Annotated in this window: 18 protein-coding genes; 12 read left to right on the forward strand and 6 right to left on the reverse strand. The window is 63.5% G+C overall.

Features of this window, described 5'->3' with window-relative positions; all coding sequences use genetic code 11:
- Positions 1–5 precede the first annotated feature (5 nt).
- From J2Y48_RS14510 to sbmA, 8 genes are all read left to right on the forward strand, one after another.
- A complete protein-coding gene (locus J2Y48_RS14510; RefSeq protein ID WP_310419231.1) occupies positions 6–224 on the forward strand; it encodes a hypothetical protein in 219 nt (72 codons plus the stop codon).
- 95 nt (positions 225–319) lie between these two features.
- Positions 320–700, forward strand: a complete 381-nt coding sequence (locus J2Y48_RS14515) for a YciI family protein (RefSeq protein ID WP_310419234.1) — start codon at positions 320–322, stop codon at positions 698–700.
- On the forward strand, positions 697–1,950 hold the full coding sequence (locus J2Y48_RS14520; protein ID WP_310419237.1) for an RNA polymerase sigma factor: 1,254 nt from the start codon (positions 697–699) through the stop codon (positions 1,948–1,950). The genes J2Y48_RS14515 and J2Y48_RS14520 overlap by 4 nt, the downstream gene beginning before the upstream one ends.
- 82 nt (positions 1,951–2,032) lie before the next feature.
- Entirely contained in the window at positions 2,033–2,518 is a 486-nt protein-coding gene (locus tag J2Y48_RS14525; protein ID WP_310419242.1) for an SRPBCC family protein, read from the forward strand.
- 114 nt (positions 2,519–2,632) lie between these two features.
- Complete coding sequence (locus J2Y48_RS14530) at positions 2,633–3,682, forward strand: LLM class flavin-dependent oxidoreductase (RefSeq protein WP_310419245.1); 1,050 nt, start codon at positions 2,633–2,635, stop codon at positions 3,680–3,682.
- Positions 3,683–3,736: 54 nt separating this feature from the next.
- Positions 3,737–4,486, forward strand: coding sequence for a type I methionyl aminopeptidase (gene map / locus J2Y48_RS14535; protein WP_310419248.1), 750 nt, complete (start codon positions 3,737–3,739; stop codon positions 4,484–4,486).
- Positions 4,487–4,577: 91 nt separating this feature from the next.
- On the forward strand, positions 4,578–5,771 hold the full coding sequence (locus J2Y48_RS14540) for a YbfB/YjiJ family MFS transporter (protein WP_310419252.1): 1,194 nt from the start codon (positions 4,578–4,580) through the stop codon (positions 5,769–5,771).
- A gap of 94 nt (positions 5,772–5,865) precedes the next feature.
- Positions 5,866–7,131 (forward strand): peptide antibiotic transporter SbmA, encoded by a 1,266-nt coding sequence (gene sbmA / locus J2Y48_RS14545; protein WP_310419254.1) that lies wholly within the window; start codon positions 5,866–5,868, stop codon positions 7,129–7,131.
- A 7-nt stretch (positions 7,132–7,138) separates the two neighbouring features.
- On the opposite strand, the gene J2Y48_RS14550 is transcribed toward sbmA, so the two are convergent.
- A complete protein-coding gene (locus J2Y48_RS14550; protein ID WP_310419256.1) occupies positions 7,139–8,146 on the reverse strand; it encodes a polysaccharide deacetylase in 1,008 nt (335 codons plus the stop codon).
- 197 nt (positions 8,147–8,343) lie between these two features.
- Between J2Y48_RS14550 and J2Y48_RS14555 the strand changes: the two genes are divergently transcribed.
- From J2Y48_RS14555 to der, 3 genes are all read left to right on the forward strand, one after another.
- Positions 8,344–8,931 carry an NnrU family protein gene (locus tag J2Y48_RS14555; RefSeq protein ID WP_310419259.1) on the forward strand — a complete coding sequence of 196 codons (588 nt, stop codon included), beginning with the start codon at positions 8,344–8,346 and terminating at the stop codon, positions 8,929–8,931.
- A 100-nt stretch (positions 8,932–9,031) separates the two neighbouring features.
- Entirely contained in the window at positions 9,032–9,703 is a 672-nt protein-coding gene (locus tag J2Y48_RS14560) for a tetratricopeptide repeat protein (protein WP_310419262.1), read from the forward strand.
- Positions 9,704–9,741: 38 nt separating this feature from the next.
- Positions 9,742–11,163 carry a ribosome biogenesis GTPase Der gene (gene der, locus J2Y48_RS14565; RefSeq protein WP_310419265.1) on the forward strand — a complete coding sequence of 474 codons (1,422 nt, stop codon included), beginning with the start codon at positions 9,742–9,744 and terminating at the stop codon, positions 11,161–11,163.
- Between the two features lie 87 nt (positions 11,164–11,250).
- Here der and J2Y48_RS14570 read toward each other — a convergent pair whose 3' ends face one another.
- From J2Y48_RS14570 to J2Y48_RS14580, 3 genes are all read right to left on the reverse strand, one after another.
- On the reverse strand, positions 11,251–11,688 hold the full coding sequence (locus J2Y48_RS14570; protein ID WP_310419269.1) for a plastocyanin/azurin family copper-binding protein: 438 nt from the start codon (positions 11,686–11,688) through the stop codon (positions 11,251–11,253).
- Between the two features lie 213 nt (positions 11,689–11,901).
- Positions 11,902–12,813, reverse strand: coding sequence for a sugar kinase (locus tag J2Y48_RS14575; RefSeq protein WP_310419271.1), 912 nt, complete (start codon positions 12,811–12,813; stop codon positions 11,902–11,904).
- A gap of 12 nt (positions 12,814–12,825) precedes the next feature.
- The gene (locus J2Y48_RS14580) at positions 12,826–13,833 is read right to left on the reverse strand and encodes an Ldh family oxidoreductase (RefSeq protein WP_310419274.1); all 1,008 of its coding nucleotides are present in this window, start codon (positions 13,831–13,833) and stop codon (positions 12,826–12,828) included.
- A 212-nt stretch (positions 13,834–14,045) separates the two neighbouring features.
- Here J2Y48_RS14580 and J2Y48_RS14585 point away from each other — a divergent pair, with 212 nt between their 5' ends.
- Positions 14,046–15,692, forward strand: a complete 1,647-nt coding sequence (locus tag J2Y48_RS14585; RefSeq protein WP_310419278.1) for an alpha-glucosidase family protein — start codon at positions 14,046–14,048, stop codon at positions 15,690–15,692.
- A gap of 54 nt (positions 15,693–15,746) precedes the next feature.
- Here J2Y48_RS14585 and J2Y48_RS14590 read toward each other — a convergent pair whose 3' ends face one another.
- The gene (locus J2Y48_RS14590) at positions 15,747–16,001 is read right to left on the reverse strand and encodes a hypothetical protein (protein ID WP_310419281.1); all 255 of its coding nucleotides are present in this window, start codon (positions 15,999–16,001) and stop codon (positions 15,747–15,749) included.
- The gene (locus J2Y48_RS14595; RefSeq protein ID WP_310419284.1) at positions 15,998–16,201 is read right to left on the reverse strand and encodes a hypothetical protein; all 204 of its coding nucleotides are present in this window, start codon (positions 16,199–16,201) and stop codon (positions 15,998–16,000) included. The genes J2Y48_RS14590 and J2Y48_RS14595 overlap by 4 nt, the downstream gene beginning before the upstream one ends.
- Positions 16,202–16,253 lie beyond the last annotated feature (52 nt).

Genomic DNA, 16,253 nt, shown 5'->3' on the forward strand with positions numbered 1-16,253 from the left:
TCTGGATGACCGAACAAGGGCTCGGGGAAGCGTGGCAGCCATCCCGCTCGCACATGATGATCTACCGGCAAGGGCCCCAGATCACAGTGCTTGTCGACCCTGATCATCCCGACATCTGGCGGGGCGAGCCATATCATACGCAACTGCGGGCGTGGGCCAATCAGGCTGAGCCCGACGGCGGCTATGTCATCGTTTTCTGTCAGGACGACGTGTTCAAGATCTGATCCAGAAGAGCCTTCTATCAAAAATCAAAAATAATCCGATGCGCCCTGTCGACATCGGCGTTACTCCTACGTCTTTCCAACGATGGGAGTGAACGATGCTTTACGCCGTGCTTTGCTACAATTCCGAGGAAGCCGTCTCTGCCTGGAGCAAGGAAGAGGAGGACAAGGTTATGTCCGACCTCGCCGCGGTGGAGAAGAAATACGCCGCCGCCGGCAAGCTCGGACCGGTGGCGCGGTTGATGCCGACGACGGCGGCGACGACGCTGCGCAAGACGCCAGGCGAGAGCTTCGTCATCGACGGTCCCTTTGCCGAGACGAAGGAACAGTTCCTCGGCTTCTTCCTTGTGGACGTGGAGACGCTCGACGAGGCGATCGCCTTTGCCAAGGAACTCGCCGTCGCCAATCCCGGCGCCGGAGCCTATGAGATCCGGCCGTTGCGGGTCTTCAAACCGGGTGGAGCACTGGAACCGCTGTGAGCGAACTTGGCTGGATCGATCTTGCCCTGACCTCCGCCCGTCCGCAGGCGATGGGCGCGCTTTTGCGTTATTTCCGTGACCTCGACCTTGCCGAAGAGGCGTTTCAGGAGGCCTGCCTGCGGGCGGTGCGGACATGGCCGGAGAAGGGGCCGCCGCGCGATCCGGTCGCCTGGCTGATCTTCGTCGGCCGCAACAGCGGGATTGACCAATTGCGCAAGCGCGCCCGCCAGGCGCCGCTGCCGCCGGAGGAGATACTGTCCGATCTCGACGACGTCGAAGGCGATCTCGCCGAACGGCTGGACGGATCGCATTATCGCGACGACATCCTGCGGCTGCTGTTCGTCTGCTGTCATCCCGACCTGCCGGCGACGCAGCAGATCGCGCTGGCGCTGCGCATCGTTTCCGGCCTGTCGGTCCGTCAGATCGCCCGCGCCTTCCTCGTCTCGGAAGCGGCGATGGAGCAGCGCGTCACGCGGGCCAAGGCGAAGATCGCCGCAGCCGGCCTGCCGTTCGAAACGCCGGACGCGATGTCGCGCTCAGAACGTCTCGGCGTCGTCGCAGCGATGATCTACCTCGTCTTCAATGAAGGTTACTCGGCGGGCGAGACCGAGCGTGCAGACAAGCCCTTTTGCGAAGAGGCGATCCGGCTTGCCCGACTGCTGCTGCGGCTTTTTCCCTCGGAACCGGAGATCATGGGCCTGACCGCCCTGCTTCTCTTGCAGCATTCGCGATTGAAGGCACGGTTCGACGCGAACGGCCAGATCGTGCTGCTGGAGGACCAGGACCGCAGTTTGTGGGACGATCGGATGATCCGCGAGGCGCTTGCGCTGCTCGACAAGGCGATCCGGCATCGCAAGCCCGGCCCGTTCCAGATCCAGGCGGCGATTGCCGCTCTCCATGCACGCGCGGCGCGGGCCGAGGACACGGACTGGGCCGAGATCGATCTGCTCTACCAGTCGCTCGAACGTCTCCAGCCCTCGCCGGTGGTGACGCTGAACCGCGCGGTCGCGGTGTCGAAATTGCACGGACCGGAGGCGGCACTGGCACTCATTGCCCCGCTGGAGGAACGCCTGTCCGGCTATTTCTATTTCCATGGGCTGAGGGGCGGGTTGCTGAAGCAACTCGGCCGGGGGCGCGAGGCGCACGAGGCCTTCGAGCGGGCGATCGCCCTGGCCACGACGCCGGCCGAGGCGGCACATATCCGCCAGCACCTCGATTGCCTGACGCGCGACATGGCGGCGGGCGCTTAGAATTTTCCGGCGCCGATGTCGGATGGCCGATGTGTCGCTCGTCCTTGCTGCAAACCAACCCACCGAAACGAGGAAACCGATCATGGACCAGACTGCCGAGATCACCCCCGCAAACGACCGCGAACTGGTGTTGACCCGCATCCTCAATGCCACGCCCGCCCAGCTCTTCAAGGCCTGGACGACGCCTGAACTGATGACGCAGTGGTTTGCACCGAAACCCTACGAGACGCCTGTCGTGGAGATCGAGCCGCGCGACGGCGGCAAGTTCCGCACCGTCATGCGCGGGCCGAACGACTTCCACATGGACTCGACCGGAGTGCTTCTGAAGGTCGAGAAGGATAGGCGCCTGATCTTCACCGACGCGTTCGGGCCGGACTGGAAGCCGACCGAGAAGGCGTTCTTCGCCGCCGAAATCCTCTTCGAGGACGCCGGCAACGGCAAGACCCGCTACACCGCGATCGCCCGCCACTGGAGCGTGGAAGACTGCCAGGCGCACGAGAAGATGGGCTTCCACGAGGGGTGGGGCAAGGTCGCCGAGCAGTTGGAGGAGGTGGCCTCGACACTCTGATCGAACGCCCCAGGCCGGGAGCACACTTGCGAACGCATTGTTTCCATTTCCGCCCTTTCCAGCGCTTGCTTGCGTCCATATCTCTAGGCGCAGTTGACAATCCGGAGCGCATCCATGGAACTTGGCCTTCACACCTTTGCCGACGTCGATCCCGCAGCCGCCGACAGGGGGAGGGAAGGCGAGCGCCGGTTGCGGCAGCTTCTGGAAGAGATCGAGCTTGCCGATCAGGTCGGTCTCGATGTCTTCGGCCTCGGCGAGCATCACCGGCCGGACTATGCCGCCTCGGCGCCGCCCGTCATCCTCGCCGCGGCCGCCGCGCGCACGAAACGGATCCGGCTTTCCAGTTCCGTCACCGTGCTGTCGTCGGACGATCCGGTGCGCGTCTTCCAGCAGTTCGCCACGCTTGACCTTCTGTCGGGCGGGCGGGCGGAGATCATGGCGGGCCGCGGCTCCTTTATCGAATCGTTTCCACTGTTCGGTTACGACCTCAAGGACTACGACCGGCTGTTTGAGGAAAAGCTCGACCTGCTTCTGGCGATCAACGACAGCGAGAAAGTCACCTGGCGCGGCGAGTTGCGCGCTCCGATTCCCGGCCTTGGTGTCTATCCACGGCCGTTGCACGGAAAGCTGCCGATCTGGATTGCCGTCGGCGGCACGCCGCAATCGGTCGCCCGCGCCGGCGCTTACGGTCTGCCGCTGGCGCTGGCGATCATCGGCGGCACGCCCGCGCGCTACGCGCCGCTCTTCGACCTCTATCGCGAGGCCGCCAACCGGGCCGGACAGGCGGCGTCGACGCTGAAGACCAGCATCAACGTGCACGGCTTCATCGCGGATACGTTCGAAGGTGCTGCGGATCAGTTTTACGGGCCGCAGGCGACGGTAATGAACCGGATCGGTGCCGAACGCGGCTGGGGGCCGACGAGCCGGGCGCAGTTCGATCTCGCAACCGGGCCGGAGGGACATCTCTTTCTCGGTGATCCGGAGGCGGTGGCAAACAAGATCGTCGCCCACCACAAGATCTTCCGCAACGACCGGTTCGTGCTGCAGATGGCGATCGGGCTGATGCCGCACGACCAGATCATGCGGGGGATCGAGCTCTACGGCGCCAAGGTGGCGCCATTGGTCCGCAAGGCCCTTGCCGAGCAGGATCAAACCGCAAGCTAAGCGAATGGTTTTCCGCGCGAAGTCGTGATAAGGAGCCGCCGAAAGCGAGACAAGATGACACTGAACAACGACGAAGACCTGCGTGGCATGCAGGCGATCGGCCGCCTTTGCGGCAATGTGCTCCAGCACATGGGCGCCTCCATTCGGCCTGGCATGACGACGGCAGAGCTGGATCTGATCGGCCGGCGGCTGCTGGAAGAGGCGGGCGCCCGTTCGGCGCCGGAAGCCTGCTACGAATTTCCGGGCGCGACCTGCATCAGCGTCAACGAGGAAGTTGCCCATGGCATCCCCGGTGACCGGGTCATCGCCGAGGGCGACCTCGTCAACATCGATGTCTCCGCTGAACTCGACGGTTATTTCGCCGACACCGGGGCATCGTTCACGGTCGGCCGCGTCGCACCGAATGTCGATCGTCTTTGTCGCGACGGCAAGCGCGCCATGTGGGTCGGGCTGAAGGAGATCAAGGCAGGCAGGCCGCTCTCGGCGATCGGCAACGCGATCGGCGCCTTCGCCCGCAAGAACCGCTATACGCTGGTCAGCAATCTCGCGAGCCATGGCGTCGGCCGCTCCCTCCACGAAGAACCCTCGGAAATCGCCACCTGGCCCGATCCGCGCGAAAAGCGGATGATGACCGACGGCCTCGTCTTCACCGTCGAGCCGTTCCTGTCGCTCGGCGCGAACTGGGCGGAGAACGGCGACGACGACTGGACGCTCTACAGCGAACCGCGCGCACCGACGGTGCAGTTCGAGCACACCGTCGTGGCGACGAAGAACGGTCCGCTGATCCTGACCTTGCCCGGCTAGAGCCGCGGGCCCGCTATCCTTCAAGTAAAATCGGCAAGGCATCAGAAATTGTCGTTTGCCGGGCCGTGCTGCGCTGCAATAGCTTGTCGCCATGCTGCACGTTTCCAAATCGTCCGTCACCCATCCGCTGCCCGTCGCGATTGCCGGCGCGATAACGCTCGCTTCCGTCATGGGATTCGGGCGGTTCTTCTACACGCCGGTGCTGCCGGCGATGATGGCGGACCTTCATCTCGACCCGGCGCAGAGCGGTCTGATCGCCGCTGCCAACTTCGCGGGATACCTCGCCGGCGCCATACTTGCCGCCTATGGCTGGGCGGCAGGGCACGAGCGGCGGCTTGCGCTGTTGGCACTTGCTGCGAATGCTGTCCTGCTTGCCGCCATGGGAATTGCCGGCACCTTGCCGGCCTTCGTCATCATCCGCTTCCTTGCCGGACTGGCCAGCGCCTTCGGGCTGGTGTTCACGTCTGGCATCGTGCTTTCCCACGGGCTTGCCGCCGGCGATACACGCGTGCCCGTCATCCACTTCTCCGGCGTCGGTGCCGGAATAGCAGTTTCGTCGTTGCTGGTCCTCGGGCTTTCCGCGTTCGAGCAGGGCGGATTTGCGGTCTGGCGGCTGGACTGGATCGTTGCGGCAGTTTTAACGAGCCTTGCTCTCGTGGCGGTGAGCATGCTCCTGCCGCAAACCGCCGCCGGGGTGTCGACCAGGCCAGAGCCGCCGCTTCGCTGGACGCGTCCGTTTGCATTGCTGACGCTGAGCTACGGGCTGTTCGGCATCGGCTATGTCGTCACGGCAACGTTCATCGTCGCGATCGTCCGCGAAGGCGGCGCCGATCCCTTGCTCGAAGCGCTGACCTGGTTCGCCACCGGTTTGACGGCGGCGCTCTCGCTCGCCGTCTGGAAGTGGCCGGAGCGCAGGCTTGGCTTGCTCGGTGGATATCGAGCTGCGCTCGTGCTGGAGGCGTTCGGGGTCGCTGCCACCGTAGTCCTGCCGATGCCGTTTTCGGTTTTGGTGGGTGGCGTGCTGCTCGGTGCGACCTTCGTGGTCATCACGGCCTACGGACTGCAACTCGGCCGCGCCATGGCGCCGGAAAGCCCCCGTCGGTCCCTGGCGACGATGACCGCGGCCTTCGGCGTGGGGCAGATCGTCGGACCACTGGCCGCCGGCTGGCTTGCCGCAGGCAGTGGCAGCTACGTCCTTCCGAGCCTGATGGCAGCTGCAATCCTGGCGATTGCAGCACTGGTTACACTGCCTGCAGTTGGCGAAAGCTCTATTAAATCTCGGTAATGGACAGTGCCGGCAATTGTTGCCGTTGGTAAACTGCTCTAGTTTCCGCCGAACCGGAACGGACGACCTGTTCCCGCAATGAGAGAAGACGGCCTTGTTACACTCCTTTTTTCCCGAGCCGAAGAAGTTTTTCCTTTCCGCACTTCTTTGGACGGCCGTGGTTGTCGGCTTCTGGTATTTGTTCGGCGAAAGTTTAGGTGCGGCGCTCGGCTTGCCGCCGCTGGCCGAAGGGCAGGAGCCGCCGATCGGTCTCGGTCATTTCTTCACCACGGCCTCGATCTGGTTCTATATCTATTTCATCTCGACGATGGCGGTGTTCTGCCTCTACTGGCAGATCCGCGCAACCGACCAGCCGTGGCGCCTGTGGTCCGTCTGGGGTTCAGCCCTTCTCATCTTCACCGTCTATTTCTCCGTCGATATCAGCGTGGCGCTCAACAACTGGCGCCGTCCGACCTATGACCGCATCGTCGAGGCGCTGAAGGCGCCCAACACCGTCAGCGCCGAGGAAATCTACGGCTACGTTTTCATCTTCTTCCAGCTTGCGACCGTCTACATCATTGCTGCAGTGCTCATCGCCTTCTTTACCAGCCATTACGTCTTCCGCTGGCGCAACGCGATGAACAACTTCTATATCTCGGTCTGGCCGAAGGTGCGTCACATCGAGGGTGCCTCACAGCGTATCCAGGAAGACACGATGCGCTTTGCCAGCACGGTGGAAGGCCTTGGCATCAGGCTGGTCGATTCCTTCATGACGCTGATCGCCTTCCTGCCGGTGCTGCATACGCTCTCGGCAAGTATCAAAGATCTGCCGATCGTCGGCTCCATTCCCTATCCGCTGGTCACGGCGGCAATCTTCTGGTCAATCTTCGGCACCGTGATGCTCGCCGTTGTCGGCGTGAAGCTGCCGGGGCTGGAATTCCGCAACCAGCGTGTCGAGGCGGCCTATCGCAAGGAACTCGTCTATGGCGAGGACCATGCCGAGCGCGCGCAGCCGCCAACGGTTCGCGAACTGTTCGACAACGTCCGGAAGAACTATTTCCGGCTCTATTTCCACTACATGTATTTCAACGTCGCACGATATTTCTACCTGCAGACGGACAACATTTTTCCGCTGTTCCTGCTGGTGCCGTCGCTGGTGACTGCCAGCATCACCTACGGGCTGTTCCAGCAGATTCAGGGAGCGTTTTCGCAGGTGACGAGTTCGTTCCAGTACCTCGTCAATTCCTGGCCGACGGTGATCGAGCTGATCTCGATCTACAAGCGTCTGAAGGCGTTCGAAGCATCGATCGACGAAAAGCCCTTGCCGTCCATCGACGAGGAGTTCATCGCCGCCGGCGGCGTCGAGGAACTGGCACAGTAGGAAACGATCAGAGCCCCTCGGAGGCGGTCTCGCCCGCCTTCGACGTCGCCAGCCTGTCCAGCGCCTCGCGGTGGCTGACGCAGGCAACCTCGGGCTTGCCGCACGTTTCGCTCAGAAAACGGTCGAGCGCACGCCAGTAAGCGCCGGCGTTCATCTCCACGAAGTGGAAGCCCAACTGGAGCGGGATGCGCTCGCCGGAATACTGCTTCTCGAAGGCGGCGCGAAAGGCGGCGAGCGTCCGCTCCTCGTACGTCGTGCTGTTTCCGGCGTCCTCCTTGCCGCGCGAGTGGCGGACGTAGAGGTTGTAGTCCATCGCCACCACCGGCTTGGCCGAAGGCCCCTCCGGAATTAAGGGCAGCGCGAAGCGAACAAGGTCGTCGCCGACGCCTGGAACTGTCGGCCCTTTCGAAACGGTGCTGGCGTCATAGCGAAAGCCGAAGCTGTGCAACGCCTTGTGCAGCGCCGGACTGGATGACAGATAGGGTGCGCGAAAGCCGATGATTTCCTTCTCGGCGAAATCCCTCCATTCGAGGGGCTCGCGCTCCGCGGCTCCGGCATTCTGCCAGGCATCGCGTAGCGTGTTGCGGAAAAATTCGAACTCCTGCGCCCAGTCCTCTGCACTCCATTTTGCGCCGTCGAAATGGCCACAGGCGTGGCTGCCGATGTCGTGCCCTTCGCTGCGTGCCTGCCAGATCTGGTCGAGCCTTGCGAGCACATCGGCGTCGTCCGGGGCAAAACCGACATTCGACTTGCCGCGTTTCTCGTGCGGCGCCTGGTAGCTCTTGCGGTTCTCCTTCGTCATCATGAAGGTGCAGGAAAGGAAATAGGTGAAATGCGCCCCTGTTCGCTGTGCGATCGCCCGGCTTCTCTCCCACAGTGTGTTGTCGTGCGCGCCGTCGAACGAGACGATCACGAGCTGTTCCGGCTTTACGCCGGCTTGCTGCGCGTCGCTTGCGAGAACCGGAAGGCTGGTGAGGGAAAGGGCAAGAAGGGAGGAAAGGCTGGGACGTATCATGACTACCGCGGCAATTTGCAAAGGGGCCTAATCCTTCGCGAATGCGGCAAAGCCGTGTTCCCACTGGAAATTGCCTGTGGGGAACGCTATCCCATGACTACAGCATGTCTCCCGAAAGCGGGAAACGGTTTCAGGACAAAAGATATGCGAAAGAACAAGGACCTAAATCGGATTCCATTGACGGAAGGCGGATTTCCATGACTTTGCTGGTTGCCGGTATCATTCTTTTCATCGCCACCCATCTGGTGCGCCCCTTCGCGCCCGGACTGCGGGCGAGTGCGATTGCCAGCCTTGGCAAGTCCGGCTTCATGGCGGTTCACGGCATCGTCTCGCTGCTCAGCCTCGTGATGATGGCGTATGGTTTCGTCCAGGCCCGCGAGGCCGGCGGCAGTATCCTTTACCAGCCGCCCGTCTTCATGGCCCACATCACCCTGACATTGATGCTGATCGCCTCCGTCTGCCTTGTCGCAGCCTTCCTGCCGGCCGGCTACATCCGCACGAAGCTGAAGTTTCCTGCGCTGGTTGCGATCAAGCTCTGGGCGTTCTCGCACCTGCTGGCCAATGGAGAGAGCTATTCGGTGCTGCTCTTTGGAGCAATCCTCGTCTGGGCGGTGATCCTGCGCATCACGCTGAAGAAGCGGATTGCCTCCGGTGAAGCGAAGCTGCCCGTTTTCGTTTCGGTTCTCTACGACCTCATCGCCATCGTGCTCGGTGTGGCGCTCTATGGTGTGATCGTGCTGAAGCTGCACGAATGGGTGATCGGCGTTGCTCCGCTGGTGATGTAACCGGAAGGGCCGGCGGCCGAATTCGCCGCTGCCCCCTTACAACGCGCCAAAAATCAGGTAGAAGCGCGAAATCCGATCATTTGTGAAAGCCGGACCGAGAATGGCAAATCAAGACGACAGTTTTATCCGCGAAGTCAATGAGGAACTCCGCTCCGACCAGATGCGTGCCATCTGGAGGAAGTTCGGCCGTGTTCTGATCGGCGCGGCGGTCCTGCTCGTCCTCGGCACGATCGGCAAGGTGGGCTATGAATTTTGGCGGGAGACCGAGGCCTCCGCCGCCGGCGACCGGTTCCTTTCCGCCCTCACGCTGATCCGCGAGGATAAGAAGGAGGAAGGGCAGAAGGAACTCGCCGCTCTGGAAAAGGACGGCTTCGGTGCCTATCCGGTGCTGGCGCGCATGCGCTCCGCCTCGCTTCTGGCGGAAAGCGGCGACACGGCCGGTGCCGTAGCGGCGTTTGCCGCGATCGCCAAGGACGGCTCCATCCCGCAGGCGCTGCGCGATGCCGCCCGCCTGCGCGCGGCCTATCTCCTGGTCGACGGCGCCTCGTATGAGGACGTGTCGGCCGAAGCCGAGCAATTGGCGAACCCCGCCAGTGCGATGCGCCATTCCGCCCGCGAGGTGCTTGGCCTCTCCGCCTACAAGCACGGCGACTTCAAGCGTGCGAAGGAGTGGTTCGAAGAGATCACCGGCGACGCGGAAAGCCCGCGCAACCTCGCCAACCGTGCGCAGATCATGCTGGACCTGATCACCGCCAGCGGCAAGGCCTCCTGAAGCCGCGTGCGCGCGGCTCAATCTGAACGGAACAGGTAATGAGTTTCACCGTCGCCATTGTCGGGCGCCCCAATGTCGGCAAGTCCACGCTGTTCAACCGCCTGGTGGGCAAGAAGCTCGCGCTGGTCGATGACACGCCCGGCGTTACCCGCGATCGTCGTCCGGGCGAGGCCAGGCTCGTTGACCTCCGGTTCCGCGTCGTCGATACCGCCGGCCTCGAGGAGGCGGCACCCGAGACGCTGCAGGGGCGCATGAGGGCGCAGACGGAGGCGGCGATCGACGAGGCAGACCTGTCGCTGTTCGTTGTCGATGCCAAGACGGGGCTGACCCCGGTCGACCAGGCGCTGGCGGAGATGCTGCGCCGTCACGGCAGGCCCGTCGTTCTGGTCGCCAACAAATCCGAGGCTCGCGGCTCCGACGCCGGCTTCTACGACGCTTTCACGCTTGGTCTTGGCGAACCGACGCCGATTTCCGCCGAGCACGGGCAGGGCATGCTCGATCTTCGCGATGCGATCGTCGCGGCGATTGGCGAGGAGCGCGCCTTCCCGCGCAAGGACGACGAGGCCGTCACGAATGTCGACGTTCCCCACGTCGCCGGCGAAGACGCGGACGAGGAGGAGCCCGCCTATGACGAGACGAAGCCGCTGCGGGTTGCGATCGTCGGCCGGCCGAACGCCGGAAAGTCGACGCTGATCAATCGCTTCCTCGGCGAAGACCGGCTTCTGACCGGCCCTGAGGCGGGCATCACCCGCGATTCCATCTCCGTCGAATGGCAATGGCGTGGGCGCACGATCAAGATGTTCGACACCGCCGGCATGCGGCGCAAGTCCAGGGTGCAGGAGAAACTGGAGAAGCTGTCGGTCGCGGACGGCCTGCGCGCCATCCGCTTCGCCGAAACGGTCGTCATCGTCTTCGACGCCACCATTCCGTTCGAGAAGCAGGACCTGCAGATCGTCGATCTCGTGCTGCGCGAGGGACGCGCGGCCGTGCTCGCCTTCAACAAATGGGACCTGATCGAGGACCCGCAAGCGGTGCTCGCCGAACTGCGCGAAAAGACGGAACGGCTTGTGCCGCAGGCGCGCGGTATCCGCGCGGTGCCGATTTCCGGCCAGACGGGGCGCGGGCTGGACAAGTTGATGCAGTCAATCATCGACACGGACCGGGTCTGGAATCGCCGGATCTCGACGGCGCGGCTGAACCGTTGGCTCGAGTCGCAGCAGGTCCAGCATCCGCCGCCGGCTGTATCCGGCCGCCGGCTGAAGCTGAAGTACATGACCCAGGTGAAGGCCCGTCCGCCGGGCTTCATGATTTCCTGTACGCGGCCCGAAGCGCTGCCGGACTCCTATGTGCGCTTTCTGACCAACGGCCTGCGCACCGACTTCGACCTGCCGGGCGTGCCGATCCGAATCCACTTCAAGGCCTCCGAGAATCCCTTCGAGCCGAAGAAGCGGAAGAGGTAGAAATGAAAAAATTGCACCGGCTGGCAAGGTCAGCCGGTGCAATCGCGATGATGAAACGGTTCGTCCGTCATTCACCGACGGATCGGGTTACGGCGTGACGGTGAGCTTCGCAGCCATTCCTGCCTCGTAATGTCCTTTCAAGTTGCAGAACAGAAGATAGGTACCCGCCGCTAGATCGGTGTCGAGCTTGCCGTCTGCTCCCGGTTTGAGATCCTCGACCTCGCCGAGGCTCTCAAGGTCTTTTTCGTCTACTCGGTGCTTGCTGGCGACAAGCGGGATCTTCTGGTCGCTGGACTGAAGCTTCACCAGGATCACCTCGTGCTCTTCGCTCATCGCATCGTTGTGCACCACGAACGTCGCAGGTCCGGCTGCAACACTTGTCTGGTCAAGCTTGAGGGCCATCGACCCGCCACCCTCGCCGGTTGCGGTGACGTGGATGGTGTTGGCCGCCAAGAGGGGCGTTGCTGAGAGCGCCAGAGCGATTGCGGCTGCATTGACGGCAAGCATGCGCGTGAAACGAAGCATGGCGTTTTCCTTCGGTTGAGGACGTTTGCGCAGCCTTTCTGCCGCCCCTTCCTGACGGTAGCCTGAAAGACAAAGGCCACCGACATCGGACTGGCTGCGGGCTGACGAAAGGGCGTGATGGGCCGGAATGCCGCCGTTCGATGTCGTTACGAGGAGGCCATGGCCATGGTTTCCGCTGGTTGGCGCAGAGCGCTCGCGCTGCGTCCTCGATTGTCAGGCCGGCAGCTTGTCCCGGGGCACGAGCGCGCCGTGATGCTGGATGACGGATGCTGCCAGTTCCGCGGCGAAGCTGGCGGAAGAGGCAGCGTCAGCGGTCAGGACGTAACGGGCCAGGAAGCCGCCATTGAAGCTGTCGCCGGCGCTGGTCGTATCGATGATCTGTTCGACTGTCGCAGAGGGCACATTGAATTTCGCCTCGCCGAAGGCGAGCGTGGCTCCGTTTGCGCCGTCCTTGACGACGACATCGGCGACGCCGAGTGCCCGGTAGCGTGTGATCGTTTCGGTGATCGAAGCGTCGCCGAAATGGGCGGCCTCGTCATCGAAGCTCGGCATGACGAGCGTGGCGGCGCGGGCACCATCGCTGATCGTCGCGCGCATCCGCTCGGCGCTGTCCCAAAGCCGCGGGCGGATGTTCGGATCAAAGGCGACGAGCTTGCCCGACGCCTTGGCCCGGCGCAGTTCGGCAAGGAGCGTGTCGACATCCTCGAACGGCAGGATGGCGAGCGTGATCCCGGAGAAGACAACGACATCCGCCGCCTCGATCGCATGGCGCAAGCGGTGCGGATCGCGCGCAAGGAGCTTTGCAGCGGAGACCGACCGCCAATAGGAGAAGTTGCGCTCGCCGTTGTTGAGGTGGATCATGTAGAGACCCGGCGCGCGGCCCTCGATGCGGGCGATGTCGCCCGTGCCGATGCCGTGTCCCTCCATGAAGGCAAGCATCTCGTAGGAGATCGTATCGGTTCCAACGGCGGAGAAGTAGTCGACCGACCAGTCGGTCGGCAGGAACAGGCGGGCGTAGTAGGCGGTGTTGAAGGTATCGCCCGCGAAGCTTTTTCGCATCAGCCCGCCGTCCGCCTGCATCAGTTCCACCATGCATTCGCCGATCGAAAGCAGTCGCCTAGCCATTCTTGCCGTTCCTCAGTTGCGCCGGAACGAAGCGATGCTGTCGATGATGCCGCGGGGCACGGTGATGCCTGTGCCGCCTGCCCGCCAGCGAGCAGTGGCGCGGGAGGCACCCGGAACGTGCACGCCATAATCCCGGGAAAGGCGTTCCAGCTGTCCGGCGAGGCGTTCTTCAAAATCGGCTGCGAGAAACTGCGGCGCGATGGCAAGAACGAAGAGGCCGGCACGCGGGCTCTCGCTTCCGGTCTGGAAATCCGGCGCGTCGAGTGACCAGTTGGCCCCGGTCAGTCCCGCCGCGAGGACCTCCACCATCAGTGCAATGTTGGCGCCGCGACTGCCGCCGAAAGCGAGCAGCGCACCCTTCAGCGCCTCGTTTGCGTCGGTTGTCGGGCGGCCGGTCGAATCGAGCGCCCAGCCTTCAGGTATTGGCGCCCCGCTTTCGGCCGCCTGCCTGACCTTGACGTAGGCGGTTGCGCTGGAGGACTGGTCGATGACGAGCGGCGGCCCATTCGCGCGCGGGGCGGCAAAGGCAAGCGGATTGGTGCAGTAAACTGGCTTGGTGCTGCCACCGCCGGCGATGAGGGCGGGGCCGTTGGTCGCTGCCAGCGTGACCAGTCCGGCATCGGCGAGCCGGGCCGCATACCAGCCGAGTTCGCCCGTGGTGAAGCTGTTCTGCGAGGCGTAGAGGGTCAGGCCGAAAGTCTTCGCTTTCATGACCAGTTCGTCGAAGGCGAGGTCGAAACCGAGTTGTGCGACACCGCCGTGACAATCGCATTTCACCAGTGCCGGTATCGGCGAGGTGATCAGCGGTTCGGCGTGGCCGTCGATCCGGCCCGAGGCGAGCGCATCGAGGTAGTCCATCAGGTGGGCCAGGCCGAGCGCCGGCTTGCCGGCGGCTTCCGCGTCGACGGTCGCCTTCGCAAGCGAGCGCGCCAACGCCTCGCTTGCGCCGGCTCGCAAGAGCGCCGTGGAGGCCAGCACCGAGACTTCAGCCAGGGTCAGGACGACGGTATGGTCAGGCATTTCAAGTCTCCCGCTCGGTAGCGGCATCACCAGTCCGGTGCATGGATTCGTGTGCCGGCATCATCGGGTCCGTTCTGTCGCGCGTCAACCGCAAGAGACGCCCGGGCGGGGCTGTGCGGGGTCGACAACGTTCAGGTCCGGTGCATCCGACCGTTTACGCGTTCGGTCGTCCCCGCTACACATTGTTGACGACCACAACCGGGGAACTCTCGATGACCGTTTCGCAGACAGTCGCCGCCCAATGGTGGCGCGGTGCCGTGATCTACCAGGTCTATCCACGCTCCTTCCTGGATACGACCGGCGACGGCGTTGGCGACCTCAAAGGCGTGAAGGAGCGACTGGGGCATATCGCCTCGCTCGGCGTGGACGCGATCTGGCTGTCGCCGTTCTTCACCTCGCCAATGGCGGACATGGGCTACGATGTTTCCGACTACTGCGACGTCGATCCCATGTTCGGAACGCTTGCGGACTTCGACGCGATGCTGGACGAAGCACACCGCCTCGGCTTGAAGGTAGTCATCGACCAGGTGATCTCGCACACCTCCGACCAGCACCCGTGGTTCAGGGAAAGTCGCGCCAGCCGCGACAACGCCAAGGCCGACTGGTACGTCTGGGCGGAGCCGAAGAAAGACGGTACGGCGCCGAACAACTGGCTCGCAGTCTTCGGCGGGCCTGCCTGGGAGTGGGACGGCGTGCGTCGGCAATACTACATGCACAATTTCCTCGCCTCGCAGCCGGACCTCAATTTTCATAACCCTGAGGTTCAAACGGCGTTGCTTGAGGCGATGCGCTTCTGGCTCGATCGCGGCGTCGACGGCTTCCGCCTCGACACGGTGAACTACTATTTTCACGATGCGCGATTGAGGGACAACCCGCCACACGTGCCGGACCCGGAGGCCACCGGCTTCGACGCGCCGGAGAGCAATCCATACGGCATGCAAGCGCATCTGCACGACAAGACGCAGCCGGAGAACATCGCCTTCCTGCGGCGGGTGCGGGCGCTGCTCGACGCATACCCGGATCGCACTTCGATCGGCGAAGTGGGGGACGGCGCCCGCTCGCTGAAGACGGTGGCCGACTATACGAGCAGTGGCGACAAGCTGCACATGTGCTACACCTTCGACCTGCTCGGGCCGGACTTCACCGCGGAGCATATCCGCAGATGCGTGGACAATTTCCAGAAGGCGGTAACGGACGGCTGGGTGTGCTGGGCCTTCTCCAACCATGACGTCGAGCGCCATGTCAGCCGTTTCACCGCTGCGCCGCAGGAACGCGACCGGGTCGCCAAGCTGGCGATCACGCTGCTTGCGACACTGCGCGGCTCGATCTGCCTCTACCAGGGCGAGGAACTCGGCTTGCCGGAAGCGGAGCTGGCCTTCGAGGATCTGCGCGACCCTTACGGCATCCGCTTCTGGCCCGCCTTCAAGGGACGCGACGGATGCCGCACGCCGATGCCCTGGCAAGCGGGCGCCCCGCATGCGGGGTTCTCTGCGGGCCGGCCGTGGCTGCCGGTACCCGAAGAGCATGCGCGGCATGCGGTCGACACCCAAGAAGCGGTGGCTGGCTCGGTGCTGAGCCACTATCGCCAGACGCTCGCCTTCCGCAAAACGCACGCCGCCCTGCGCGACGGCGACATGACCTTCGTGAAATCGCACAAGGACATCCTGGCATTCACCCGCGAGAATGGCCGAGAAAGGCTGCTCTTCGCCTTCAACCTGACGCGCAAGCCTGTTGGGTTCTCGCTACCGAAGGGTATGGCGGACTGCGAAGCGGTGCCTCTGCCGGGCTTTGCCCCCGCACTGGACCACGGCGTAGTCAAGCTCGGGCCGCTCGACGCGTTTTGCGGCCGGCTGTCATGAATTGAGCCTCAGGCAGCCGAGCGCTAGCGAGCCGCCGGAAAGCAGGCAGAACGCCTATCTCACCAGTTTGTCATAGTCTGCATGGCTGCCGATCCAGAACCAGATCAGGTCGGCTCCATCGCTGACCGCAAGCGCACGCCACGAAAGGCTAACGCGTACGGACCAAAAACGGCCGACTTGCTTCAGATGCAAGGACGGATGCTTCGGTTCGGCTTTTAGAAGCTCGAAGTTCTGATCCGCAAGTTTTTGGACACGTGCGGGGAGAGCATTGTACGCGCGCCAGAATGAAGGGCTCGCGTGATGCTTCAAAGGCGGCTCGTTCGTCCGGCGCGGTGGTCTTTCAACGCCTCGTCTCCAAGACGGTCCAGTGCCTCGCTGTTGCGCGCGTCACGCTCGAACTGCTGATCCCAGCGTTCAGCCTGCAGTTTCTCGAACCACAGGGTAAAGGCCTCGAACTCCTTTGCGTCGAGTTCGGCCACGCTTCGTTCGATCTGCTCAAGCTTGGACATTCGGCAAACCTCCATCTTCTAGATATGCCGTCGTTCGTGACTTGCCAAGATG

It is taken from the genome of Mycoplana sp. BE70 (assembly GCF_031455855.1).
Lineage (GTDB): Bacteria > Pseudomonadota > Alphaproteobacteria > Rhizobiales > Rhizobiaceae > Mycoplana.

What these genes read in the sequence shown, in the direction of transcription:
- map (WP_310419248.1), top strand. Translation starts at nt 3,737, where the DNA reads ATGACACTGAACAACGACGAAGACCTGCGTGGCATGCAGGCGATCGGC.
- J2Y48_RS14550 (WP_310419256.1), bottom strand. Translation starts at nt 8,146, where the DNA reads ATGATACGTCCCAGCCTTTCCTCCCTTCTTGCCCTTTCCCTCACCAGC.
- der (WP_310419265.1), top strand. Translation starts at nt 9,742, where the DNA reads ATGAGTTTCACCGTCGCCATTGTCGGGCGCCCCAATGTCGGCAAGTCC.
- J2Y48_RS14555 (WP_310419259.1), top strand. Translation starts at nt 8,344, where the DNA reads ATGACTTTGCTGGTTGCCGGTATCATTCTTTTCATCGCCACCCATCTG.
- J2Y48_RS14570 (WP_310419269.1), bottom strand. Translation starts at nt 11,688, where the DNA reads ATGCTTCGTTTCACGCGCATGCTTGCCGTCAATGCAGCCGCAATCGCT.
- J2Y48_RS14575 (WP_310419271.1), bottom strand. Translation starts at nt 12,813, where the DNA reads ATGGCTAGGCGACTGCTTTCGATCGGCGAATGCATGGTGGAACTGATG.
- J2Y48_RS14580 (WP_310419274.1), bottom strand. Translation starts at nt 13,833, where the DNA reads ATGCCTGACCATACCGTCGTCCTGACCCTGGCTGAAGTCTCGGTGCTG.
- J2Y48_RS14530 (WP_310419245.1), top strand. Translation starts at nt 2,633, where the DNA reads ATGGAACTTGGCCTTCACACCTTTGCCGACGTCGATCCCGCAGCCGCC.
- J2Y48_RS14525 (WP_310419242.1), top strand. Translation starts at nt 2,033, where the DNA reads ATGGACCAGACTGCCGAGATCACCCCCGCAAACGACCGCGAACTGGTG.
- J2Y48_RS14540 (WP_310419252.1), top strand. Translation starts at nt 4,578, where the DNA reads ATGCTGCACGTTTCCAAATCGTCCGTCACCCATCCGCTGCCCGTCGCG.
- J2Y48_RS14585 (WP_310419278.1), top strand. Translation starts at nt 14,046, where the DNA reads ATGACCGTTTCGCAGACAGTCGCCGCCCAATGGTGGCGCGGTGCCGTG.
- J2Y48_RS14515 (WP_310419234.1), top strand. Translation starts at nt 320, where the DNA reads ATGCTTTACGCCGTGCTTTGCTACAATTCCGAGGAAGCCGTCTCTGCC.
- J2Y48_RS14595 (WP_310419284.1), bottom strand. Translation starts at nt 16,201, where the DNA reads ATGTCCAAGCTTGAGCAGATCGAACGAAGCGTGGCCGAACTCGACGCA.
- J2Y48_RS14510 (WP_310419231.1), top strand. Translation starts at nt 6, where the DNA reads ATGACCGAACAAGGGCTCGGGGAAGCGTGGCAGCCATCCCGCTCGCAC.
- J2Y48_RS14560 (WP_310419262.1), top strand. Translation starts at nt 9,032, where the DNA reads ATGGCAAATCAAGACGACAGTTTTATCCGCGAAGTCAATGAGGAACTC.